Origin of the sequence: Clostridium pascui (assembly GCF_016908015.1) — a bacterium.
Lineage (GTDB): Bacteria > Bacillota > Clostridia > Clostridiales > Clostridiaceae > Clostridium_AK > Clostridium_AK pascui.
In genome coordinates, this window is sequence record NZ_JAFBDB010000001.1 from 366,730 (window position 1) to 391,739 (window position 25,010).

The following is a 25,010-nucleotide window of genomic DNA, read 5'->3' on the forward strand; positions in this document are numbered from 1 at the left end:
TATTGTATATGGGGAGGAAGTATTTATGGAAATATTAAAGGTTTCATCTGGATCAGAACCTAAATCAGTAGCAGGGGCGCTGGCAGCAGCAATTAAGGAAAGAAGTAGTGCAGAGGTACAGGCGGTAGGAGCAGGAGCAGTAAACCAAGCAATAAAGGCAATTGCCATTACAAGAGGATTTGTAGCTCCTAATGGAATTGATTTAGTAGTGGTTCCAGCTTTTGCAGAAGTTAATATAGAAGGGGAAGAAAGAACAGCAATTAAATTTATTGTGCAGCAAAGATAATATATGAAAAACCATGTAAATCATGGTTTTTATTTTTAGCGTTGATATTTTAGTTTTTTTAATATAAACTAGTATATTATTAAATACTTTAAGTTAGAGGTGTTTTTATGAAAAAAGCCAAAAGAGATAAAATACAAAAAATAATGGTGTATATAGTGCTTATAATGTTTGTAGCAAGCTTGTTACCTCTTGTGATTGGAAGATAGGAGAGCTATAATAAATGTTTTTGAAATCAATTGAAATAAGAGGATTTAAATCCTTTGCAAATAAAACAGAACTTACATTTAAAAGAGGAGTAACATCTATAGTAGGACCAAATGGCAGTGGTAAAAGTAACATATCAGATGCTGTAAGATGGGTTTTAGGAGAGCAAAGTGTTAAAAACTTAAGAGGTGGCAAAATGGAAGATGTAATTTTTGCCGGAACACAATTTAGAAAACCTGTAAGCCTTGCTCAAGTATCACTAACCTTAGATAATACTAAGTTAGAACTCCCAATAGAATATACAGATGTTACAGTTTCTAGAAGGATTTATAGGTCTGGGGACAGTGAATATTATATAAATAACACACAGTGCAGGTTGAAAGATATACAGGAACTATTTATGGATACAGGTATAGGAAAAGAAGGTTATTCCATAATAGGACAGGGGAAAATAGATGCTATATTAAGTGGTAAAACAGAAGAGAGAAGAAACCTTTTAGAGGAAGCAGCAGGAATAGTAAAGTTTAAAACAAGAAAACAAGAAGCTGAAAAAAAATTGCAAAATTCGGAGAGCAATTTAACTAGAATATCCGATATATTAAACACTTATGAAGAAAGATTAGAACCTTTAAGAGTAGAAAGTGAAAAAGCTAAAAAATTTCTAAGATTAAGTGAGGAACTAAAGTTAAAGGAAGTAAACATAATAGTTCATTCTATTGAAAAATTAAATACTGATATAGATAAAATAAGTAATAAAATAAAAGACATAAAAAGTGATTTAAATATTTTACATAAGGAAAATGATAACTGTAAAAAAGAGTTAGACATATGGAATGAAGAACTGAAAAAATTTGAAGATGAAAATTTGGAAGAAAGAAAAGCTTATTATAACAAGAAAGAAGAACTAGCAAATATAGTATCTGAAAATAATATACTATTAGAGAGAATAGCAAATTTAGAAAATATTACAATGAGTTCTACAAAAGATCTAGAAGAAATAGATAAAAAAATAGAAGAGCTATATGAATCCAGAAATCTTTCTGAAAAACAACTTAATGATATATCTATAAAAAGCAAAGAATTAAATAAATATGTTTTAGAAAAAGAGAATCTTGTTTTAAACTTAAATTCTGAATTAGAAAATGAAGAAAAGGTATTAAATAAAATTAAGGCGGATCATATGGAATACTTGAGTAAGGTATCTTCTATTAAAAATAACATAGTATTAATTAATAATAATATAGAAGGATTGAATAAAAAACTTACTCAGCTAAAAACTTCATGTGAGAGTTTTATTAATTCAATACAAATAAACAATAACACTAAAGAAATGCTTACTGTGGAAATCCATAAGCTAAATGGCAAAATAAATACATATGAAGAAAATATGAAAAGTAACAAAAAAGAAATAGCTTCATTTAAAGATAAATTATCAATAAAAGAAAAAGAAGCAAGAGAATTGCACTTCATTTATAATAAACTGGAAGCTAATCATAACTTTTTGTCAAATTTGGATAAACAATATGAAGGATATTCAAAGTCAATAAAAAATCTTATGCAAGCTATAGATAAGCAGAGGGTTCCAGAGGCTACAAATAATGCTTTTGTTCTAGGAGAAATAATTGAAGTTGATAAACTTTATGAGAAGGCTATAGAAATAGCTTTAGGAGGAGCTATTTCACATGTTATAACTTCTAATGAAGAGATTGCTAAAATACTTATAAAGTATTTAAAGCAAAATAATTTAGGCAGAGGTACTTTCTTACCATTAAACATTATAAAAGGTAAGAGAATTTTATTAAATAAAGATATAAAAAATATGAATGGTTATATTGGTATTGCAAGTGAACTTATAAAATACAATAATAAATTTACTCCAGCGGTAGATTACGTATTGGGAAGAACGATTATATGTGATAATATGGATAATGCACTTATATTAGCTAAAAGATGTGATTATAGCTATAAAATAGTAACATTATCTGGTGAAGTAATAAATCCTGGCGGTTCGCTAACGGGAGGTAGTATTTATAGTAATAAAAATACTAGTGTCATAGGAAGAAAAAGAGAAATAGAAGAAATAGATAATTCAATAAGAGAAACTTCACTAAAAATAGATGAGTATAGTAACGAAGTTAACAAGTTAAATGAAATTGTTAAAAAGCTAGATGAGGAAAATTTGAATTTAAAAGATCAAGTTTATTATGAAAATATAGAAATAACGAAACTTCAGGAAAAACTTTCTCATATAAATAATGAAACTGTTAGATTAAAGAACAATTTAAACATATCTAAAAATGAAATAACGTCTATAGAGTTAGATATACAAGAAAATATTAAAGAAAAAGATATAAAAGAAGCTAAAGTTAATGAATTGGAAAAGTTGCAAATAGATAATGTAACTAAAATTTCAAATATAGAAAAAACAATTTCATTTAAACAAGATGAACTAGAAAAAATAAAAGAAACTTTGATGACAAAGAAAATAGAAAAAGCCCAAATAGATGAAATGCATTTAAATAATGTAAAGGAATCGGAAAGAATAGATAAAGAAATCGGTGAATTTAAAGAAAGAAAAGACAACTTAAGAATATCTATGGAAAATTCAGCAAATAATATCCATGAGTTTAGATTAAAAATTAAAGATAATGATAGAAAAATAGAACTTACAAATGGAACTATAAGAAATTTAGACATTAAATTTAAGGATAGAGAAATTGAACTTATAAAGGTAAAAGAAAAAATAAATTTATATCAATCTCAGTTAGAAGAGTTTCATATTCTTAAGGAGAAGAAAGACAGCGAGTTCCATAAGTATGAAGTGATTTTAACTAAACTTCAAACTGAAGAACAAAGTCTTAAAAATAAACTATATGAAGAACATGAAATAGATTCTTATAAATTATTAGATTTTAAAATTGAAATAGAAGACATAAATAAATATAAGCAGGAAATTTCAAACATAAAAATGAGTATATCAAACTTAGGAGTAGTAAATGTAGGGGCCATAGAAGAGTATAAAGAAATTGGAGAAAAGTTTAATTTTATGAATGGTCAAAAGGAAGATTTGATAAAAGCTAAAAACGAGCTAATGAATGTTATTGAAGAAATGACTGAAAAGATGAAAGTTGTTTTTAATGAAAATTTCCATATGCTTAGAACCATATTTAATGAGACCTTTAATGAATTATTTAAAGGAGGAAGTGCAGATCTTATATTAACAGGAGATGAACTGACAGGTAATATAGATATAAATGTACAACCTCCAGGGAAAAAGTTACAAAATATAAATTTAATGTCAGGCGGGGAGAAAGTTCTATCAGCCATAGCATTATTATTTGCTATATTAAAAATGAAACCTACTCCTTTTTGTATATTAGATGAAATAGAAGCAGCATTAGACGATGCTAATGTGGCAAGGTATGCTGAGTTCTTAAAAAAGTTTTCTGAGAATATACAGTTTATAGTTATAACTCATAGAAAAGGAACTATGGAATCTAGTGATGTTTTATATGGCGTTACTATGGAAGAAAAGGGAGTTTCAAAAATAGTATCAGTAGATTTAACAACATAAGGAGTGATAACATGTTTGGAGGATTTTTTGAAAAATTAAAACAGGGACTTACTAAGACGAAGGGGAACTTTACAGATAAGATTAGTCAAATGCTAAAATTATATGTAAACATTGATGAGGATTTATTTGAAGAATTAGAAGAAATACTTATTACATCAGATATAGGTGTAGAAACCTCCCTGGAAATAATTGAGAGATTAAGAGGAAAAATAAAAGAAGAAAAGATAAAAGATCCTGTAGAAGTAAAGCCATGTCTTAAAAAAGTTATATTAGAGATATTAGGAGAAGAAAGTGCATCCATTAATCCAGAAAAAACTCCTGAAATACTCTTAATTGTTGGAGTAAATGGTGTAGGTAAAACTACATCTATTGGAAAAATATCAGCTAAGCTTAAAAAGAATGGATATAAGGTTCTGATGGCTGCGGCAGATACATTTAGAGCTGCAGCTATAGATCAGCTAGAAGTCTGGAGTAAAAGGTCGGGAGTTGACTTAGTAAAGCATCAAGAGGGATCAGACCCTGCAGCGGTAGTATATGATGCTATACAGGCAGCTAAGGCAAGAAATACTGATGTTCTTATATGTGATACTGCAGGTAGACTTCACAATAAAAAAAATCTTATGGACGAATTAAGTAAGATAAATAGAATTATAGAAAGAGAATATACTGATGCAGAAAAACATACTTATCTTGTTTTAGATGCTACAACTGGTCAAAATGCAGTACTTCAGGCTAAACAGTTTATGGAAGTATGTAAAGTAGATGGTATAGTACTTACTAAGTTAGATGGTACAGCTAAGGGTGGGATAGTTATTTCTATTAAACATCAGCTAGATATTCCAGTAAAACTTATAGGAGTAGGAGAAGGAATAGAGGATTTACAAGAATTTAATCCTGAAGAATTTGTAGAAGCATTATTCTAAGACTTAGTATTTTATTATATTAAGTGTTGATTTTACAAGGTTTGAATGAGAATTTAATTTTAAATAGCTGTTAAGTAAAAATACTTGACAGCTATTTAAAAGTTTGATATTATATAATTCGTCAATAAGTGATAAGGGAGTGAGTGTGCATTAGCACAAAACTCATGGATGAAAGAATAGAAATTTCATTGCTTTTAGATTATTACGGGGCTTTACTTACGGAAAAACAAACATATATTATGAATCTTTACTATAATGAAGATTTTTCATTAGCAGAGATATCAGAACATACAAATACTAGCAGGCAAGCTATTTATGATTTAATAAAGAGATGTAATAAGCTTTTGCTAGATTATGAATTAAAACTGAAGGTAATGCAAAAAAATATGCAATTAGCAAATGTTAAAAGAAATATTCTAATTGAATTAGAGAAATTAGAAGAAAACTGTGACGAAAATCAAATGAAGATAGTTGATTGTATAAAAACTCAGTTGATAGATAATATTTAGGGAGGATATGTATGGCTTTTGAAGGATTAGCTTCTAAGCTTCAAGAAACTTTAAAAAAGCTTAAAGGTAAGGGAAAACTTACAGAAAAAGATATAAAGGAAGCCATGAGAGAAGTAAAACTTGCTCTCTTAGAAGCAGATGTTAATTATAAAATAGTTAAGGACTTCGTGAAAAAAGTAAGTGAGAAATCTATGGGGAACGAGGTGTTAGAAAGTTTAACACCTGGTCAGCAAGTAATAAAAATAGTAAATGAAGAACTTGTAGAACTTATGGGAACCACAGAAAGTCAAATAAATTTTGCTCAAAATAATATCACTGTAATAATGCTTGTAGGGTTGCAAGGTGCTGGTAAAACCACGCTAGCTGGAAAACTTGCTCTTCAGTTAAAGAAGAAAAATAAAAAACCATTACTTGCAGCTTGTGATATATATAGACCTGCCGCAATAAAGCAGTTACAAGTAGTAGGAAAACAAATAGATATTCCTGTATTTTCTTTAGGAGACAAAGTAAGTCCTATAGATATTTCTAAAGCTGCTATAAAGCATGCTAAGGACAATAACTTAAATGTAGTTATAATAGATACTGCAGGAAGATTACATATAGATGAAGAGTTGATGAAGGAACTGCAAGATGTTAAAGAAGGCGTAAACCCTGATGAAATACTTCTTGTAGTAGATGCAATGACAGGACAGGATGCAGTAAATGTAGCGGAAAGTTTCAATAGTAAATTAGATGTTACAGGAGTTGTACTCACAAAGTTAGATGGTGACACTAGGGGTGGAGCAGCCCTTTCTATAAAGGCTATTACTGGAAAACCTATAAAATTTGTAGGTATAGGCGAAAAGATGAATGACTTTGAAGTTTTTCATCCAGATAGAATGGCATCTCGAATACTGGGTATGGGAGATGTATTGACTTTAATAGAAAAAGCTCAACAAGCAATAGACGAAAAGGAAGCTGAAAAACTTGGCAATCGTCTTATGAATCAAGAATTTAATTTAGAGGATTTCCAACAGGCAATGCAGCAAATGAAAAACTTGGGGCCTTTAAATAAAATAGTAGAAATGATTCCTGGTATAAACACTAAGGAACTTCAAGGTGTAGATCTTAGCCAAGGTGAAAAAGAACTTAAAAAAACTGAGGCTATTATAGGTTCTATGACTATTAAAGAAAGAAGAAATCCTTCCTTAGTAAGCGGCTCTTCTTCAAGAAAGAAGAGAATAGCTAGTGGATCAGGCACAACTATTCAAGATATTAATAAACTTTTAAAGCAATTTGAAGAAATGAAAAAAATGATGAAGCAAATGAAGGGAATGCAAAAAGGCTTTATGAAGAAAAAAGGCCTATTTGGAAAATTACCTTTCTAATATATTAAATGTTTTACTTTTTAAAGGAGGTGAAAAAACATGGCAGTTAAGATAAGACTAAGAAGAATGGGTGCTAAAAAAGCTCCTTTCTATAGAGTTATTGTAGCAGATTCCAGATCTCCAAGAGATGGAAGATTCATAGATGAAATAGGCTACTACAACCCAATCACTGAACCAGCAACTATAAAGATAGATGAAGAAAAAGCTATTCAGTGGGTAAACAATGGTGCTCAACCAACAGATATAGTTAAAAGACTTTTTGACAAGTCTGGCGTTTCAGAGAAGCTTGGCAAGTAATATGGGGGTGCATTAAATGAAAGAATTAGTTGAAATTATAGCTAAATCATTAGTTGATAGCCCTGATATGGTTCAAGTAAATGAAATAACTGGAGAACAATCAGTAATTTTAGAATTAAAGGTTGCTCCAGAAGACATGGGAAAAGTTATAGGAAAACAGGGAAGAATAGCTAAAGCTATTAGAACTGTAGTTAAAGCAGCAGCGATTAAGGAAAACAAGAGAGTTGTTGTAGAGATATTATAAAAGAGTTAGGGATGCCTAACTCTTTTTTTTAGAAAGGAGACTATTGTTATGAAAGAGTATTTAAGTGTAGGTCAAATAATAAACACTCATGGATTGAACGGTGAAGTAAAGGTATTTCCTCTTACTGATGATATAAAAGCATTTAAAGCTTTAAATAAAATATTTATTGATAATAAGGAAACAAATATATTAGGCGTTAAGTTTCAAAATGATAAGGTTATTTTAAAAATCCAAGGAATAGATTCCATTGAACAAGCAATGAAATACAAAAATAAATACATAGAAGTAAAAAGAGATGATGCTGAAAAGCTTTCAGAAGGTAGTTTTTTTATAGCTGATTTAATTGGATGTACAGTATATGATGAAAACGGTGAAGATCTAGGGAAAATAGCTGATGTTATACAAACTAAAAATAATGATGTATACTGGATTAAAGAAAAAAAAGAATTGCTTATTCCAGCGTTAAGAGATATTGTGGTTAATATAAATATTGAAGAAAAAAAAGTAATTATAAAGCCTGTGGCACAATGGATGTCAGAGTAGATATATTAACTTTATTCCCTGAAATGTTCCAAATCTTTAACCACAGTATAATGGGCCGGGCTATAAAAAATAATATAATAAATATAAATACTGTAAATATAAGAGATTTTACTGAAAGTAAACACAGGAAGGTGGATGACTATCCATATGGCGGTGGTGCAGGGATGGTCATGTCGGCTCAACCGTTAGTAGATGCTATAAGTCATGCAAAGAAGCTAAACTCAGGTAAAGTTATTTTTTTAGGTCCAAGGGGAAAAACATTTAATCAAGAAATGGCAAAGGAGCTTTCTAAGGAAAAAGGATTGATATTTGTTTGTGGTCATTATGAAGGTATTGATGAAAGAGTTTATAATCATATAGATATGGAAATTTCATTAGGCGACTTTGTTTTGACCGGAGGTGAAATGGCATGTATACCTATAGTTGATTCTATTTGCAGATTAATTCCAGAGGTTTTAGGAAGTAGTGAGAGTTTTATGGATGAATCCTTTTATGATGGACTTTTAGAATATCCTCAATACACTAGACCTGAAGTTTTTAGAGGTGAAAGAGTACCTGACGTGCTAACAACAGGACATCATGAAAATATACGTAAATGGAGAAAACTTCAATCTTTAATTATAACAGAAGAAAGAAGACCAGATTTATTTAATAGTTATAATTTAACAGAAGAAGATATTAAATTATTAAAAAAATGGAAGAAAAAATCATAGTTTATTGTTGAAAAATAAATTTATATATGTTAAAATAAGCTTTGTGCTAGTACGGACGGTCCTCTGTCTAAGATTAGGCACGAACGTTACATATATTCGAGGAGGGAATGCACAATGTTAGAAGTAATAAGAGCTATAGAAGCTGAACAAATGAGAAATGACTTACCTGAATTTAATGTTGGAGATACTGTAAAGGTACATGTAAGAATTAAAGAAGGTAACAGAGAAAGAGTACAGATTTTTGAAGGAACAGTAATTAAGAGACAAAACGGTGGATTAAGAGAAACTTTTACAGTAAGAAGAGTTGCTTACAATGTAGGAGTTGAAAGAACATTCCCAGTTAATGCTCCAACTGTTGAAAAAATCGAAGTTGTTAGAAGAGGTAAAGTAAGAAGAGCTAAGTTATTCTACTTAAGAGATAGAGTAGGTAAGGCTGCAAAAGTAAAAGAAAGATTATAATAAAAATGGGGCTTACTTAATAAGTCCCTTTTTTATATATTAGGTGGTGTTATCGTATGGTAAAAGAGTTAGTAGATTTAGGTAAGTCTATACTTATAGCAATAATAGCTGCATTTTTAATAATAACTTTTGTATTTGAAACTGTAAATGTGGATGGATTATCTATGTATCCTACTCTTCATAATAAGGATAGGCTTATTGTTGAAAAAGTTTCATATTATTTTAGAGAACCAAGAATGCAGGATATTGTTGTTATTAAATATCCAGCAAATCCTAAAGAAAAGTTTATAAAAAGGGTAGTGGCAGTTGAAGGCGATAAGGTCAAAGTAGAAAATAACACATTATTTATAAATGGAGTTTCTCAAAACGAGGATTATATATTTGAACAAAAAATGGAAGACTTTCCTGAAGTTACAGTACCATCAGGAACAGTGTTTGTTTTAGGTGATAATAGAAATAATAGTTTAGATAGTAGAGATTCTAGAGTTGGGTTTGTAAAATATAACATGGTAGTAGGAAGAGCTGCTTTAAGGATTTATCCTTTTAGAAACTTTGGAAGTATAAATTAGTAAGCTAAAGAAGGGATAGATATATATGGATATGGCAATAAATTGGTTTCCTGGTCATATGGCAAAAACAAGAAGACAAATAAAAGAAAATCTTAAATTAGTAGATGCAGTAATTGAAATAAGAGATGCTAGAATAGTAAAATCCAGTGCAAATCCTGAAATAGAAGAAATTTGTGGTGATAAGCCTAGAATAATTCTTTTAAATAAAGCTGATTTAAGTGAAAAAGAAATTACTAATCAGTGGATAAGGACTTTATCTAAACAAAATGTAAAGGCCATAGCGTTTAATGCTTTAACTGGTGAAGGAACTAATAAGATTAGAGGTTTATTAGATGAACTTTTAAAGGAAAAGCATGAAAGAATAAAAAATAAGGGCATAATGAAATTTGTAGATAGAGTAATGGTAGTTGGCATTCCTAATGGAGGTAAGTCATCTTTCATAAACAAAATGGCAAAAGCGAGTATTGCAAAGACTGGAGATAAGCCAGGAGTTACTAAAAGCAAACAATGGATAAAGACTAAAATGGATGTTGAACTTTTAGATACACCAGGAGTCTTATGGCCTAAGTTTGAAGATGAGCAGGTAGGTTTAAGCTTAGCTTTTACAGGAGCTATAAAGGATGAAATTATGGATATAGAAACTTTGGCCTTAAAGCTTATAGAAAAACTGCAACAGGAATATCCTGAAAATCTTAAAAATAGATATAAGTTAGAGATATTAAGTAACAGCGCATTGGAAAATATGGATAACATAGGCAGAAAAAGAGGCGCTGTAATTTCAAGGGGAGAGATAGATTATAATAGAGTAGCTATTATGCTCCTAGATGAATTTAGAGCTGGAAAGTTAGGGAAGATATCTCTTGAGAGACCTGATACTATATAATAAAGGATATAAACTATGATGGAAAATTTAAATGATATAAATTTTGATAATTTAAAGTTTGATGAAATCAAAAGCAAAATAAAATGTATTGAAAAAGATTATTTAGATATAAAATCTCAGCTAAATGTACAAGAAATAATACAGTTATTATATAAGGATCATAGAAAAAATGTACAGAAACTTTCAGTAAGCTTACAAAGGTTTATTGAAAAAACTAATAAAGAAATTGAAAGAGTAAATAACATGTACGATTTTGACAAAGAATTTATTAGTACTGGATATGTTTCTGGAACAGATGAAGTAGGAAGAGGTCCTTTAGCAGGACCTGTTGTTGGAGCTGCAGTGGTTTTAGATTTAAATAAATCAAATAGTAAGGATATTATTTTAGGTATAAAGGATTCCAAAAAGTTATCTGCGAAATTAAGAGAAGAATTAAGTTCTATAATTAAAGAGAAGTCCATTTCTTATAAAATTGTTGAAATAGAGAATACCATTATAGATGAAAAGGGCATAGGCTGGTGCAATAATGAGGTTTTAAAGCAGTCTACTTTAAATTTAAGTTTACAGCCTAACCTTGTTTTATCTGATGGATATGCCATAAAGAATATAAATGTAAAAAATGAATTTGTTATAAAAGGAGACTCTAAAAGCGCAAGTATAGCATGCGCATCTATAATAGCTAAGGTTCACAGAGATAATATTATGGACAATTATGCAAAGAGTTATCCACAGTATGGATTTGAAAAAAATTCTGGTTATGGAACAGCTGAACATATAGAAGCTTTGAAAAAATTTGGACCATGTAAAATACATAGGATAAGTTTTTTAAAAAATATTTTATAAACTATACTTGAAAAGCATCTTTTATAAGTTTTATAGAAAAATCATTATTAAGATGATTTAAGATTACTTCTATTACATCAAATCTAAAATTAAATTTGTTAAGTCGTTTTTTTAAAATATACATTTGTGCGGTCTTATATATGCGATATTGTTTTAAATAATTTACGGATTCTCCAGGAGTTCCGTAGAGAGTTCCATATCTTGTTTTTACCTCAATAAAGCTTATATAATCTCCGTCTTTTGCTATAATATCTATTTCCCCTGTTTTACTTCTAAAATTTCTGTCTAAAATAATATAGCCCCTGTCAATAAGATAGTTTTCTGCAATATTTTCTCCTAGATTTCCTATATCCTTTTTATAGGAATACATAAAAACTCTCCTCTCATTTAAAACGTTTTTAAATCGTCTAATTAATATTATTTCCTAATTCTAGTAAAAATATATCATAAACTAAAAATAACGTAACTATTTTATTACTTATATTATAATATAAGTATGCGTTAAAATACCAGATAAAAATTCTCAATATTCATGCAATGTAAAAATAAGTGTCAATAATATAACCTCGTTATATTATTGACACTTATTTTTATGTTTTAAATTCTTGTATGTATTATAAAAATATATATTTTGGTTAAAATTGCAAAAGAGGTGATAAAAATGGCTATTAAAGTTAATTCTGCTGCTTTTACTGGTGTTGAAGGAATTATGGTAGCTGTGGAAGTGGATATTGGAAGAGGGCTTCCAAGTTTTAATATTGTAGGATTAGGCGATATAGCGGTAAAAGAATCAAAAGAAAGAGTAAGAACTTCTTTAATAAACTCAGGATTTGAATTTCCTGTGGGAAGAATAACGGTAAATTTAGCACCGGCGGATGTAAAAAAGGAAGGTTCTTTATTTGATCTTGCTATAGCTATAGGAATTTTAAAAGAATCAGGACAAATCAATATGGATATAGATGAGTACATATTTTTAGGAGAATTATCCCTAAGAGGAGAGCTTAGAGCTATAAGAGGAACCCTTCCAATAATAATAGGAGGAATGGAAAATAAATTTAATAAATTTATAATTCCAGTTTCTAATAGTATAGAAGCGTCTTTGGTAAAGAACTCAGAAGTATATCCCTTAGAAACTTTAAAAGAAGTAGTTTCTTATCTGCAGTACAAAGATTTGATGCCTTTTTATGCAGAAAATCCTGTATCAAAAACTGTAAAATATAACATTGATTTTGAGGAGGTTATAGGTCAGGAAAGTGTTAAAAGAGCAATTGAGGTAGCGGCAGCTGGGAATCATAATATAATTCTTTACGGACCTCCAGGTACAGGGAAAACTATGATTGCAGAGAGAATACCTACTATTTTACCAGATTTAAGTTATGAAGAATCTCTTGAGTGTACTAAGATATATAGTGTAGCCGGAGAACTAAATAAGGAATACAACTTAATATCGAATAGGCCGTTTAGAAGCCCGCATCATACAGCGTCTAAAATAGCGCTTATAGGTGGTGGATCAAAGCTTTTACCGGGGGAGATAAGTTTGGCTCATAATGGAGTCCTTTATTTAGATGAGATGCTAGAATTTAATAGAAATTCATTGGAAGCCTTAAGACAACCATTAGAAAACAGGAAAGTAAAGATTTCAAAATCTACAGGAACTGTTGAGTATCCGTGTAATTTTATGCTAGTTAGTTCTTTAAATCCATGCCCGTGTGGAAATTATGGATCAGGAGATTGTATATGTACTGACTATGAGAGGAAGAGATATATTAAAAAGTTATCAGGACCACTAATGGATAGAATTGATATATTTGCATTTGTAAATAAATTAAACTTTAAAGACATAGGAAATGGGAAAAAAGAAGAAAGTTCTAAACTTATTAAAAAAAGAATAGAACGAGCAAGAGAGCTGCAAAAAGAAAGATTTCAAGGTTTGCAAATAAGAACAAATGGAGAAATGTCATCTTCTCAAATAAAGAAATATTGTGTACTGGGAGAAAAAGAAAAAGTTTTTATAGAAAAAGTATATAATAAATTTAATTTTAGTACTAGAGTATATCATAAGGTGCTTAAACTTGCCCGCACTTTAGCAGATTTAGATGGAAAAGACTTAATAGAAGAACAGGATTTAATAGAGGCTATTCAATATAGAAGGTTTTTAAGTGATGTAGTATAAAAGAGGTGTATAATATGAATTTATATGACATTTGGCTTGTGAAAATTAAATTAAATAACAAGCTGAAGATAAATTTATTGAATAAATTTAAAGCATCAAAAGCAATTTACGAGTATTGTAATAATAACTTATATATAGGCAAGGATGTTGAATCAGAAAGAAAAGTAAAACTGATTATGAAAAATCAGTGGAACAAAGATGAACTTGATAAATATTTAAAGATATTGGAAGATAAAGAAATAAATATAGTCCTATTTAATGAGGGGAACTATCCAATTAAATTAAAAGAATGTAACAATGCTCCTATAGCTCTATTTTATAAAGGAGATATAGGAGCATTAAATCATCACAGAAATGTAGCTATAGTAGGATCGAGGCGTTGTTCTTATTACGGTGAAAATTTATCTGAAATAATTTCTAGAGAGCTATGTCAAAAAGAAGTAAGCATAATTAGTGGGATGGCAAAAGGCATAGATTCTTTTGCTCACTTTGGTGCGTTAAAAAATAATGGATTTACATGTGCAGTGCTAGGATGTGGAGTAGATATAATATACCCGAAGCAAAATAAGGAACTATATAAAGAGATAATAAAAAAAGGATGTGTAGTATCAGAATTTTTGCCGGGAACTGAGCCTCTTTCATATAACTTTCCTTTAAGGAATAGGATAATAAGTGGACTAAGTGAAGCGGTGATAGTAGTAGAAGCCTCGGAGAGAAGTGGATCATTAATTACTGCTACCTACGCATTGGATCAAGGAAGGGATGTCTTTTCTGTTCCAGGCTCGATATTATCTAAAACTAGTAAGGGAACAAATAAACTAATAAAAGAGGGGGCATTTCCGCTTACTTCAGTAGAAGATATATGTGATTTCTTAAATATTGAATATAATTCTAACAAAAAAGATAAAATAAGATTAGATAAGAGAGATATAATAAAACTAGATAAGATTGAAAATAAAGTATATTCAATTATAAATGAAACACCTATGTATATTGATGATATATTAAAATATAGCAATATTGACATAAAGCAGTTATATGAGGTATTATTTGAATTGCAATTAAAAAATAGAATAACTTGCCTTTCTGGTAATTATTATGTTAAAATTGCAAATAGTATTTAATATAAGAAAATTTTAAATTAAGAAAGCAATTAGAATTTAAGGGGGGTGTCAACTCTGATAAAAAAGTTATCAGAGGGAAACATGGGACAAAAACTTATAATAGTAGAATCACCGGCAAAGGCTAAAACCATTAGAAAATATTTGGGAAAGAATTATATAGTAGAAGCATCTATGGGACATATAAGGGATCTGCCTAAAAGTCAGTTAGGCGTTGATATAGAAAATAACTATAATCCTAAGTATATTACTATAAGGGGCAAAGGAGAACTTTTAGAAAAGTTAAAGAAGGAAGCAAAGAAAAGTGATGAAGTATATTTAGCAACAGACCCTGATAGAGAAGGGGAGGCTATTTCCTGGCATTTACTTCAGGCACTAAAAATAGATGAAAGTAAAAAATGTAGAGTAGTTTTTCATGAAATAACTAAGGGAGCAGTAAAAAGTGCCATTAAGTCTCCTAGAGAAGTAAATATAAATCTAGTAAATGCACAACAAGCACGTAGAGTATTAGATAGGCTAGTAGGTTATCAAATTAGTCCTATTCTTTGGAAAAAAGTAAGATGGGGTTTAAGTGCGGGTAGAGTTCAGTCTGTAGCATTAAAATTAATATGCGATAGAGAACTTGAAATAGAAAAATTTATACCTAAGGAATATTGGACAATTGAAGGTATAGTACATAAAGAAAAGGATAAGCAAACTTTTCCGATAAGGTTGCATTCTAAAGACAACAAAAAAATAGAAATAAACAATAAAGAAGAAGCAGATGATATAAGTAATGATTTAAAAGCAGGGGAATTTATAGTAAAAAGTGTAAAGAAAAGCAAAAAGAACAAAAATCCACTTGCACCATTTACAACTAGTACGCTTCAACAGGATGCATATAAAAAGCTTAACTTTGCTACAAAAAGAACCATGTCCGTAGCGCAACAGCTATACGAAGGGATAGATATTAAAGGTTATGGTACTATAGGTTTAATAACCTATATGAGAACTGACTCAGTAAGAATTTCTGTAGAAGCTCAAGAAATGGCTAAACAATTTATAATAGATAAGTATGGAAAAGAATACGTTCCAGAATCATTTAGAGAATTTAAAGGTAAAAAAAATATTCAAGATGCCCATGAAGCTATAAGACCTACTAATGTTGAAATTACTCCAGATATAGCTAAAGAAAATCTAAGCCCAGAGCAATATAAGCTATATACATTAATATGGAATAGATTTATGGCTAGCCAAATGTCTTCTTGTATACTTAATGTTACAGCAATAGACATTGTAAATGGAGTATATTCTTTTAAAGCTAGCGGATCTATTATTAAATTTGATGGATTCATGAAGCTTTATGAGTACTCAACAGAAGATGAAAATGAAAGTACAAAGCTTCCTAACCTTGAGGATAATGATAAGTTAGTATGTAAAGATGTAGATAGTAAGCAGCATTTCACGCAACCGCCAGCTAGATTTTCCGAAGCGACTTTAGTAAAAACCTTAGAGGAAAACGGTATAGGGCGTCCAAGTACATATGCTCCTACTATATCTACTATTTTAGAGAGAAAGTACATAGAAAGAGAAAAGAAAACATTAAAACCAACGGAATTGGGATTCATAGTAGACAATATATTAGTAGAGTATTTCAAACCTATCGTAGATGCAGAATTTACTGCTGAAATGGAAGATAAACTAGATAATATAGAAGGTGGTAAAGAAAACTGGAAAAAGGTAGTGAATGATTTCTTTGAACCACTTAAAGAATTGATAGAAAAAGCCGAAAAAGAAGTAGAGAAGATTACAATAGAAGATAAAGTTACTGATATAAAATGTGATAAATGCGGCAAAAATATGGTTATAAAACATGGAAGATTTGGAGAGTTTTTAGCTTGCCCTGGTTACCCTGAATGTAAGAACACTAAACCAATTGTAGAAGAAATAGATGCAAAATGTCCTAAGTGTTCTGGTAATATTGTAGCTAAAAAGAGTAAAAAGGGTAGGAAGTTTTATGGATGTAGTAATTATCCAGAGTGTAACTTTGTAAGTTGGTTTGAACCTTCAAATGAAAAATGCTCTAGTTGTGGAGGGTATATGGTCAAAAAATATAATAAAACTAAGGGCAATTACTTAGAATGTATAAATGAAGAATGTAAAAATAAAGTGTATAAAGAAGAGAAGAAAAATGAATAATTTGCAATAAATGTCGAAAAACTAAAAAAACACATGCAAATTATAAAAATGATGTTGAATTTTGTTAAAGTGTATGCTATGATGAATATTGTAATGTACAAAACAATTCTAAAAATTTAAAAAAGTCTTAAAAATGCTATATAAATTCTAAATAATGATTTATAATATATATATATGATATATGTAGCCTTAGGAAAAGACGAAAAGAATAAAATCCTAGATGAAACAGAGGAGGAGTAATCAAATGTCATCTCTTTTAAATAAAACAAGAAGATTAAACAAAATTCTTCAGAAATCAGGAACTGAGCCGGTAGTATTTGATGATATATGTAAGCTTTTAAGTGAAGTCTTAACTTGTAACGTATATATATTAAGTAAAAAAGGTAAAATATTAGGATATGATTTTTCTACTGGATTTGAATGTGATGAAGTAAAGGAAAAGGTAATGACAGAAATGCGTTTTCCTGAATTTTATAATAATAAGTTATTAAATGTTCATGAATCATTATCTAATTTAACTAACAATGGGAAATGCGTATTTGGAGACAACATCGAATGTGGAATAGAAAATAAGCTAACCACTATAGTACCTATTAATGGGAATAGGGAAAGATTAGGAACACTTCTAATTGCTAGATTTGATGATACTTTTACAGATGACGATTTAGTACTTGCTGAATATGCAGCAACTATAATTGGACTTGAAATATTAAGATCTAAGCATGATGAAATAGAAGAAGAAGTTAGAAAGAAAGCTGTTGTTCAATTAGCTATAGGAACTTTATCCTATTCCGAATTAGAGGCAGTAGAGCATATATTTAATGAATTAGACGGAAGCGAAGGGCTTTTAGTTGCATCTAAAATAGCAGATAAAGTTGGAATTACTAGATCAGTTATAGTTAATGCATTAAGAAAGTTTGAAAGTGCTGGAGTAATAGAATCTAGATCATTAGGTATGAAGGGAACTCATATAAAGATATTAAATGATAAATTATTAGAAGAATTAAAGAAAATAAAATAATATAAAGAAACAGAGCAAATCATGCTCTGTTTTTTTATACTATAAAATTCATCAATCTATCACAATTATTTTTAAAATAATGTTGAATAGCAGAAATTCATATGATATACTATCAAAGGTGAGAAAAAATACACACATTACCTAATTTTATAAATGGTGCCGCAAAGGTAGTTTATATAATATGAAGGTAGTGGAGGAAAAAACCAGGAGGTATAAAATTATGTCAGTTATTTCAATGAAACAATTATTAGAAGCTGGTGTACACTTTGGACATCAGACAAGAAGATGGAACCCTAAGATGGCTCCATACATATTTACAGAAAGAAATGGTATCTATATCATTGACTTACAGAAAACTGTAAGAAAAGTAGAAGAAGCTTATAATTTCATCAGAGAAGTTGCAGCAGAAGGAAAAGATATTCTATTTGTAGGTACTAAGAAACAAGCTCAGGAAGCTATTCAAGAAGAAGCAATAAGATCTAACATGTATTTTGTAAACAATAGATGGTTAGGTGGAATGTTAACAAACTTCTCAACTATTAAGGGAAGAATTAAGACATTAGAAGAATTAGAACAAATGGAGCAAGATGGAACGTTTGAAGTTTTACCAAAGAAAGAAGTTATAAAGCTAAGATTAGAAGAAGAAAAGCTAGAAAAAAATCTAGGTGGAATAAAGAAATTAGACGTAAGAAACATTGGAGCTTTATTTGTAGTTGATCCAAGAAAAGAAAAAAATGCTATATCTGAAGCTAAAACTTTAGGTATACCAGTAGTAGCTATAGTAGATACTAATTGTGATCCAGATGAAGTTGATTATGTAATTCCAGGAAATGACGATGCTATAAGAGCGGTAAAATTAATAACTGCTAAAATGGCTGATGCTATCATGGAAGGAAGACAAGGCGAACAATTAGAAGGCTAGTAAATGTAAAGGTAGATGAAGCTTAGGCTTCATGTACCTTTTAAATAACTACAAATAACTACAAAACGGGAGGAAATATTTATGATAACTGCACAGATGGTAAAAGAGTTAAGAGAAATAACTGGAGCAGGAATGATGGACTGCAAAAAGGCTTTATCAGAAGCTAATGGAGATGTAGAAAAGGCTATAGAAGTTCTTAGAGAAAAGGGACTATCTGCTGCTGCTAAAAAAGCAGGCAGAGTTGCTGCAGAAGGATTAGTTTATACTTATATTTCTGAAGATAAGAAAAACGGTGCTATAGTTGAAGTAAACTGTGAAACTGACTTCGTTGCTGCTAATGAAGAGTTTAAGACTCTTGCAGAAAATATTGCTAAGCAAGTTGCTAATTCAAATGTAACTACAGTTGAAGAATTACTAGAAGAAAAATACATAGGTGATGAAAACACTACAGTTAAAGATACTGTAACTAACTTAATTGCAAAACTTGGAGAAAACATGTCTATAAGAAGATTCGACAAATTTGCAGTTGAAAGTGGAGCAATCCAGAGCTACATTCATGGCGGCGGAAGAATTGGAGTTTTAGTTAAACTTGAATGTGAAAAGGAAAGCCCAATACTTGCAGAAGTAGCAAAAGATGTAGCTATGCATGTAGCAGCAGCAAATCCTTTATTCTTAAACAAAGACTTTGTAGATCATGAAACTTTAGATAAAGAAAGAGAAATATACAGAGTTCAAGCTTTAAATGAAGGAAAACCAGAAAAAATTGTTGATAAAATGGTTGAAGGAAGAGTTCAAAAATATCTTAAAGAAGTTTGCTTAGTTGAACAGGTTTGGGTAAAGAATCCTGATTATACTATTACAAAATACCTTCAAGAAAAATCTAAGGAAGTTGGAGCTGAAATGAAAATTTCTGCTTTCGTTAGATATGAAAGAGGAGAAGGTATAGAAAAGAAAGAAGAAAACTTCGTTGAAGAAGTTATGAAACAGATTAAGTAATAATTTAAAAGAGAACACCCTGTGTTCTCTTTTTTTGAAACCAAAATGCTGTATTTTAAAAATTACTATGTAATTTTTAACAACTTGGAGGTATAATATATGTGTAATGTTAAGTATAAAAGAATCATGTTAAAGCTTTCAGGAGAAGCATTGGCAGGAGAAAAGGGCTATGGCATTGATTTTGAAGTGGCCCAAAGAATAGCACAAGAAATTAAAGACTTAGTAAATATGGGAATAGAAGTAGGAGCTGTAGTTGGAGGAGGAAACATCTGGAGAGGTAGGAATGGAAATGGAATGGACAGAACTACCGCTGATTATATGGGAATGATGGCTACATGTATAAATGCATTAGCTCTTCAAGACTCATTGGAGCAAATGGGTGTTAACACAAGAGTTCAAACTGCTATTGAAATGAAAGAAATAGCTGAGCCTTTTATAAGAAGAAGAGCTATGAGACATTTAGAAAAAGGAAGAGTAGTTATATTTGCTGCTGGAACAGGAAATCCTTATTTTTCTACAGACACTACTGCTGCACTTAGAGCAGCAGAAATAGAAGCAGATGTTATATTACTTGCTAAAAAGGTGGACGGAGTTTATGATAAAGATCCTCATAAGCATAGTGATGCTGTAAAATTTGATAAACTAACTTATATAGATGTACTAGAAAAAGGATTACAGGTTATGGATTCTACTGCTACTTCTTTATGTATGGATAATAATATTCCTATATTAGTATTTGGCCTTGAGTCTCCTGGCAATATTAAAAAAGCTATAATGGGAGAAAAGATAGGTACTATAATATATAAATAATAAGGAGAGGTATTTTTATGATTAAAGACATACTTAAAGCAGCTGATGAAAAAATGGAAAAAACAATTGCAGTGTTAAAAAAAGAGTTAGGTTCAATGAAAGCTGGTAGAGCAAATCCAGCTATGCTTGACAAAATTGAAATCGAATACTATGGAACTATGACACCAATAAGCCAAGTTGGAAGTATTACTATACCAGAAGCAAGAATATTACAAATACAGCCTTGGGATAAAACTGCTATAAAAGCTATAGAAAAAGCTATTTTAAAGTCTGATTTAGGATTAAATCCTTCTAATGATGGAACAATTATAAGATTGATGATACCTGAACTAACTGAAGAAACAAGAAAGAATCTTGTAAAAACAGTTAAGAAAACTGGTGAAGAAACTAAAATTGCTATAAGATCTATAAGAAGAGACTGTAATGAAAAAATTAAGAACTTAAAAAAGGGATCAGAAATATCTGAAGATGAAATTAAAAAAGCTGAAGAAGATATCCAGAAGAAAACTGATAACTTTATAAAGGAAATTGATAAGATATTAGAAGGAAAAGAAAAAGAAATTATGACTGTATAGTATTTTATTAAAAACCTGCGAAATCGCAGGTTTTATTAATAAGGAGAACATGGAGTGATGATTTGTGTGGAAGTTATTTAGTAATAGAAATCAAGACAATGAAGATATTTCTTTAGATGGAAATAATATACCTAGACATATTGCTATTATAATGGATGGGAACGGGAGATGGGCTAAGCAAAGAAACCTTCCACGTTCTATGGGACATAAAGCAGGTGTAGAAAATATTAGAGAAATAGTAAAAGAGTGCAGTAACTTAGGTGTAAAATATTTAACTTTATATGCGTTTTCAACAGAAAATTGGAAAAGACCAGCAGAAGAAGTAAATGCACTTATGAAACTTTTAGTAGAATACTTGAAAAAAGAGGTAGAGGAGCTGCACAAAAATAAAGTTGTTGTTAAATCTATAGGGCAAATAGAGAGTTTACCTAGCATTTGCAGAGATGAACTTAAAAATGCCTATGAAAAAACTAAAAATAATACAGGATTAATACTAAACTTAGCATTAAATTATGGCGGAAGAGATGAAATTTTAAGAGGAATAAAACTTTTATATGAAGACTTAAATATGGAAAAGATAATACTAGAAGATGTAAACTCGGAAGTGTTTTCTAAATATCTTTATACGAAAGATATGTGTGATCCGGATTTGATTATAAGACCAAGCGGAGAGCAAAGAATAAGCAATTTTTTATTATGGCAATGTGCTTATTCTGAATTTTGGTATTCTGATATAAAGTGGCCGGATTTTAAAAAGGAACATCTTCATAAGGCCATATATGATTTCCAAAATAGAGATAGAAGATTTGGAGGTATAAAATAATCATTTAAGGAGCTGGTTGTATGAATAGTAGATATATAGGAGCCCTAATAATATCTCCATTTATTATATTTTTATTTATAGGAGGTATGTTTTTAAAATATTTAGTTTTGATTTTATCATTATGTGGTATGTATGAATTTTACAAGGTATCTAAAGAAAAGAATATAAATCCTATTTCTTGGATAGGATATGTAATTTGTATCATATATTATTTATATCCAAATAATATGAATTTTGATAGCTTATTTTTTGTAATCATATTTGGCGTTTTGATTTCACTATGTATTCCAGTATTAAATAAAAACTATAATTTTATTGACATATCTATTACATTTTTGGGATTTTTATATATAGGAGTTTTCTTTAGCTTTATAGTAATGACAAATAACAAGGAATATGGGAATTTGTTCGTATGGTTTATTTTTATATCTTCTTGGGTATGCGATACCGCAGCATATTACTCTGGTAAATTTTTTGGAAAAAGAAAACTATGCCCAGAAGTAAGCCCTAAAAAGACAGTAGAAGGATCTATAGGAGGTTTCTTAGGAAGCACCATCGCTTGTGGAGGATTCGGAATGTTTGTAATTAGTAAAGGAGTTAATGTTCCTTTAGTACATTTCTTTTTACTAGGAGCACTATGTGGAATTGTTACTCAGTTTGGAGATTTAACAGCATCTTCTATAAAGAGATATGTAGGAGTAAAAGATTATAGTAATTTAATTCCAGGACATGGGGGAATATTAGATAGATTTGATAGCATACTTTTTGCCTCATTGGTAGTATATTATTATATAACATTTATAATGAGGTTGTAATATTGATATATAAAAACAAAAATCAAAATAGCTCAATGTATTTAAAATTAATATACTGTGCAATATCTATAGTAGCAGTTATATTGTTTACTTTGATTTTTAAGAAATACTTTTTGCCTTTTTTAATAACTGCTATGCTATTATTATTTTGTTATCCGATTTATAATTTATTAGTTAAGTCAAATTTTATAAGTAAGAAAACAAGTGCGGTAATCACTATTGTTGTTATAAATATATTATTTATCGTATCTCTATTTTTTATAGGAAGATGGATTTATAGTATAAGGAGTATAATTATTGATACTTATTATTCACTTTTAAAATCCATAGAAAACATAAGTATAACTTTTAATTTAAATGTACAAGAACTAAATGAAAAAATGGAAAGCTATTATTTAAGTGTATTAGATAGTAGTTTTCTTAAAAGAGGGGCAGCTTATACTACCGATAGTATTTTTAATTATTTTATAGGTAATATAACTGCCTACTTTATTTTAGTAGATAGATATGTTATATTAAATGCTATTAAGAAGTTTTTTCCATTAAATATGAATGAAATCTTAGAAGAAAAATGGAAAGACATGAAGATGTTTGTAAAAATAGAGATGATATTAATACTTGTTACTACTATAGAGACAATATTAGGATTATGGGCGCTTAATATAGAGAATTTTTTTATACTAGGAATTATCTGTGGTATACTGGATTTTCTGCCCTATGTAGGAACCATTATTGTATTTTTCCCAATTATAATTTATAAAATAGTTTGTAAAAATTATATAATTGCATTTGGACTAATTTGTTTGTATGTATTATTGATAATCATGAGGCAAGTAATGGAAGCGAGGTTTATGAGCAGTAAATTTAAAATACATCCGTTGATTGCAATATTATCTCTTTATGTAGGATTAAAAACTTTTGGATTGATTGGAATATTTATGGCACCGGTTTGTGTTATAATATGCAAGAGTATATTAGAGAGTAAGACATAAAAAGGGGAGATTAAAGGTGAAAAACATATGTATACTTGGAGCTACTGGTTCCATTGGGACTCAAGCTTTAGATGTTATAAGAAATGATAATGAACTAAATTTAATAGCTGTATCAGCGAATACAAATTGGGAAAAAATTCTATTAATATTGCAGGAATTTAATTTAGAATATGTGGCTATGATGGATCAAACAGCTTATGAAAAGGTAGCTGAATACTGCAGAGAAAAGGATTTGAAAACAAATGTATTATATGGGATTGATGGATTAAATGAAATAGCTTCTTTGCAAAAGGTGGATATAGTTTTAACTTCAGTGGTTGGAATGATAGGACTTGAGCCAACTTTAAAAGCTATAAGAGCTAAGAAGGATATAGCTTTAGCAAATAAGGAAACTTTAGTAGTAGCAGGAGAATTGATAATAAGAGAAGCAAAAAAATATAATGTAAATATACTTCCTGTGGATTCGGAACATGGTGCAATTTTTCAATGCTTAAGAGGAAATAAGGGAGAGGATGTAGAAAAAATAATACTTACTGCTTCAGGAGGACCCTTCAGAGGGAAAAGAAATGATGAATTAAGAAATGTAACAGTAAAGGAAGCTTTAAATCATCCGCGTTGGAGTATGGGAAAAAAGATATCTATAGATTCAGCTACTTTAATGAATAAGGGATTAGAGGTAATAGAGGCTCATTTTTTATTTAATTTAGATTATAATAATATTGAGGTAGTAGTTCATCCTGAAAGTATAGTACATTCCATGGTTCAGTATAACGATGGAAGTATTATAGCACAATTATCAGTGGCAGATATGAGACTTCCCATACAATATGCTTTAAACTATCCACTTAGAAAAAAATCTATTATTGATAAGTTGGATCTTTTCAAGACATCAATGCTAACTTTTGAAAAGCCGGATATAGATACTTTTAAGCCTTTAAAACTTGCATATGAAGCAGGAAAAATTGGAGGAACTATGCCAGCTGTTTTAAATGCAGCAAATGAGGCGGCGGTTGATTTATTTATGAAAGGGGATATAAAGTTTTTAAAAATAGGAGACATATTAGAAGAAAGTATGAATAAGTTTGATATTAGTTATTCTTATGAGTTAGAAGATATAATAAATTTAGACAGATGTGTTAAAGAATTCGTATATAGTACATATCGATAATT

At 29.7% G+C, this 25,010-nt stretch carries 26 protein-coding genes; 25 read left to right on the forward strand and 1 reads right to left on the reverse strand.

The genetic code is table 11. From position 1 onward, the window contains the following. The first annotated feature begins 25 nt into the window (after positions 1-25). The 13 genes from JOC70_RS02045 (at position 26) to JOC70_RS02110 (ending at position 11,414) form a co-directional block, all read left to right on the forward strand. The gene (locus tag JOC70_RS02045; protein WP_204597240.1) at positions 26-286 is read left to right on the forward strand and encodes a stage V sporulation protein S; all 261 of its coding nucleotides are present in this window, start codon (positions 26-28) and stop codon (positions 284-286) included. Positions 287-506: 220 nt separating this feature from the next. Continuing rightward, positions 507-4,064 carry a chromosome segregation protein SMC gene (smc, locus tag JOC70_RS02055; protein ID WP_204597241.1) on the forward strand — a complete coding sequence of 1,186 codons (3,558 nt, stop codon included), beginning with the start codon at positions 507-509 and terminating at the stop codon, positions 4,062-4,064. An 11-nt stretch (positions 4,065-4,075) separates the two neighbouring features. After that, a complete protein-coding gene (gene ftsY, locus JOC70_RS02060; protein WP_204597242.1) occupies positions 4,076-4,987 on the forward strand; it encodes a signal recognition particle-docking protein FtsY in 912 nt (303 codons plus the stop codon). Between the two features lie 164 nt (positions 4,988-5,151). Then, positions 5,152-5,496: a putative DNA-binding protein gene (locus JOC70_RS02065; protein ID WP_204597807.1), complete on the forward strand. Its 345-nt coding sequence runs from the start codon at positions 5,152-5,154 to the stop codon at positions 5,494-5,496. Between the two features lie 11 nt (positions 5,497-5,507). Next, entirely contained in the window at positions 5,508-6,863 is a 1,356-nt protein-coding gene (ffh, locus tag JOC70_RS02070; protein ID WP_204597243.1) for a signal recognition particle protein, read from the forward strand. A gap of 39 nt (positions 6,864-6,902) precedes the next feature. Continuing rightward, complete coding sequence (gene rpsP, locus JOC70_RS02075; protein ID WP_204597244.1) at positions 6,903-7,160, forward strand: 30S ribosomal protein S16; 258 nt, start codon at positions 6,903-6,905, stop codon at positions 7,158-7,160. Between the two features lie 16 nt (positions 7,161-7,176). Beyond that, positions 7,177-7,404 carry a KH domain-containing protein gene (locus JOC70_RS02080; protein WP_035307601.1) on the forward strand — a complete coding sequence of 76 codons (228 nt, stop codon included), beginning with the start codon at positions 7,177-7,179 and terminating at the stop codon, positions 7,402-7,404. A 48-nt stretch (positions 7,405-7,452) separates the two neighbouring features. Then, positions 7,453-7,947, forward strand: a complete 495-nt coding sequence (gene rimM / locus JOC70_RS02085) for a ribosome maturation factor RimM (RefSeq protein WP_204597245.1) — start codon at positions 7,453-7,455, stop codon at positions 7,945-7,947. Beyond that, positions 7,932-8,660 (forward strand): tRNA (guanosine(37)-N1)-methyltransferase TrmD, encoded by a 729-nt coding sequence (gene trmD / locus JOC70_RS02090; RefSeq protein ID WP_204597246.1) that lies wholly within the window; start codon positions 7,932-7,934, stop codon positions 8,658-8,660. The genes rimM and trmD overlap by 16 nt, the downstream gene beginning before the upstream one ends. 114 nt (positions 8,661-8,774) lie before the next feature. Continuing rightward, positions 8,775-9,119: a 50S ribosomal protein L19 gene (rplS, locus tag JOC70_RS02095; protein ID WP_204597247.1), complete on the forward strand. Its 345-nt coding sequence runs from the start codon at positions 8,775-8,777 to the stop codon at positions 9,117-9,119. A 56-nt stretch (positions 9,120-9,175) separates the two neighbouring features. After that, entirely contained in the window at positions 9,176-9,688 is a 513-nt protein-coding gene (gene lepB, locus JOC70_RS02100; protein WP_204597248.1) for a signal peptidase I, read from the forward strand. Positions 9,689-9,719: 31 nt separating this feature from the next. Further along, on the forward strand, positions 9,720-10,571 hold the full coding sequence (gene ylqF / locus JOC70_RS02105) for a ribosome biogenesis GTPase YlqF (RefSeq protein WP_204597808.1): 852 nt from the start codon (positions 9,720-9,722) through the stop codon (positions 10,569-10,571). A 15-nt stretch (positions 10,572-10,586) separates the two neighbouring features. Beyond that, positions 10,587-11,414: a ribonuclease HII gene (locus tag JOC70_RS02110; RefSeq protein ID WP_204597249.1), complete on the forward strand. Its 828-nt coding sequence runs from the start codon at positions 10,587-10,589 to the stop codon at positions 11,412-11,414. Position 11,415: 1 nt separating this feature from the next. Here JOC70_RS02110 and JOC70_RS02115 read toward each other — a convergent pair whose 3' ends face one another. After that, entirely contained in the window at positions 11,416-11,784 is a 369-nt protein-coding gene (locus JOC70_RS02115) for a YraN family protein (protein ID WP_204597250.1), read from the reverse strand. A gap of 291 nt (positions 11,785-12,075) precedes the next feature. On the opposite strand from JOC70_RS02115, the gene JOC70_RS02120 reads away from it, so the two are divergent. The 12 genes from JOC70_RS02120 to dxr all read left to right on the forward strand — a co-directional run bounded on the left by JOC70_RS02120 (position 12,076) and on the right by dxr (position 25,008). After that, positions 12,076-13,587 carry a YifB family Mg chelatase-like AAA ATPase gene (locus JOC70_RS02120; RefSeq protein WP_204597251.1) on the forward strand — a complete coding sequence of 504 codons (1,512 nt, stop codon included), beginning with the start codon at positions 12,076-12,078 and terminating at the stop codon, positions 13,585-13,587. Positions 13,588-13,601: 14 nt separating this feature from the next. Continuing rightward, complete coding sequence (gene dprA / locus JOC70_RS02125) at positions 13,602-14,711, forward strand: DNA-processing protein DprA (RefSeq protein ID WP_204597252.1); 1,110 nt, start codon at positions 13,602-13,604, stop codon at positions 14,709-14,711. 81 nt (positions 14,712-14,792) lie between these two features. Next, a complete protein-coding gene (gene topA / locus JOC70_RS02130; RefSeq protein WP_204597253.1) occupies positions 14,793-16,886 on the forward strand; it encodes a type I DNA topoisomerase in 2,094 nt (697 codons plus the stop codon). 244 nt (positions 16,887-17,130) lie between these two features. Continuing rightward, positions 17,131-17,907 carry a GTP-sensing pleiotropic transcriptional regulator CodY gene (gene codY, locus JOC70_RS02135; RefSeq protein WP_035307623.1) on the forward strand — a complete coding sequence of 259 codons (777 nt, stop codon included), beginning with the start codon at positions 17,131-17,133 and terminating at the stop codon, positions 17,905-17,907. Positions 17,908-18,127: 220 nt separating this feature from the next. Then, complete coding sequence (gene rpsB / locus JOC70_RS02140; RefSeq protein ID WP_035307625.1) at positions 18,128-18,829, forward strand: 30S ribosomal protein S2; 702 nt, start codon at positions 18,128-18,130, stop codon at positions 18,827-18,829. Positions 18,830-18,910: 81 nt separating this feature from the next. Next, a complete protein-coding gene (tsf, locus tag JOC70_RS02145; protein WP_204597254.1) occupies positions 18,911-19,825 on the forward strand; it encodes a translation elongation factor Ts in 915 nt (304 codons plus the stop codon). Positions 19,826-19,924: 99 nt separating this feature from the next. Beyond that, positions 19,925-20,635 carry a UMP kinase gene (gene pyrH / locus JOC70_RS02150; RefSeq protein ID WP_204597255.1) on the forward strand — a complete coding sequence of 237 codons (711 nt, stop codon included), beginning with the start codon at positions 19,925-19,927 and terminating at the stop codon, positions 20,633-20,635. A gap of 17 nt (positions 20,636-20,652) precedes the next feature. Continuing rightward, positions 20,653-21,210, forward strand: coding sequence for a ribosome recycling factor (gene frr, locus JOC70_RS02155; protein WP_204597256.1), 558 nt, complete (start codon positions 20,653-20,655; stop codon positions 21,208-21,210). A gap of 64 nt (positions 21,211-21,274) precedes the next feature. Continuing rightward, a complete protein-coding gene (locus tag JOC70_RS02160) occupies positions 21,275-22,033 on the forward strand; it encodes an isoprenyl transferase (protein ID WP_204597257.1) in 759 nt (252 codons plus the stop codon). Positions 22,034-22,053: 20 nt separating this feature from the next. Next, positions 22,054-22,848 carry a phosphatidate cytidylyltransferase gene (locus tag JOC70_RS02165; protein WP_204597258.1) on the forward strand — a complete coding sequence of 265 codons (795 nt, stop codon included), beginning with the start codon at positions 22,054-22,056 and terminating at the stop codon, positions 22,846-22,848. 2 nt (positions 22,849-22,850) lie between these two features. Further along, positions 22,851-23,840, forward strand: coding sequence for an AI-2E family transporter (locus JOC70_RS02170; protein WP_204597259.1), 990 nt, complete (start codon positions 22,851-22,853; stop codon positions 23,838-23,840). A 16-nt stretch (positions 23,841-23,856) separates the two neighbouring features. Then, the gene (gene dxr / locus JOC70_RS02175; RefSeq protein ID WP_204597260.1) at positions 23,857-25,008 is read left to right on the forward strand and encodes a 1-deoxy-D-xylulose-5-phosphate reductoisomerase; all 1,152 of its coding nucleotides are present in this window, start codon (positions 23,857-23,859) and stop codon (positions 25,006-25,008) included. The last annotated feature ends 2 nt before the right edge of the window (positions 25,009-25,010 follow it).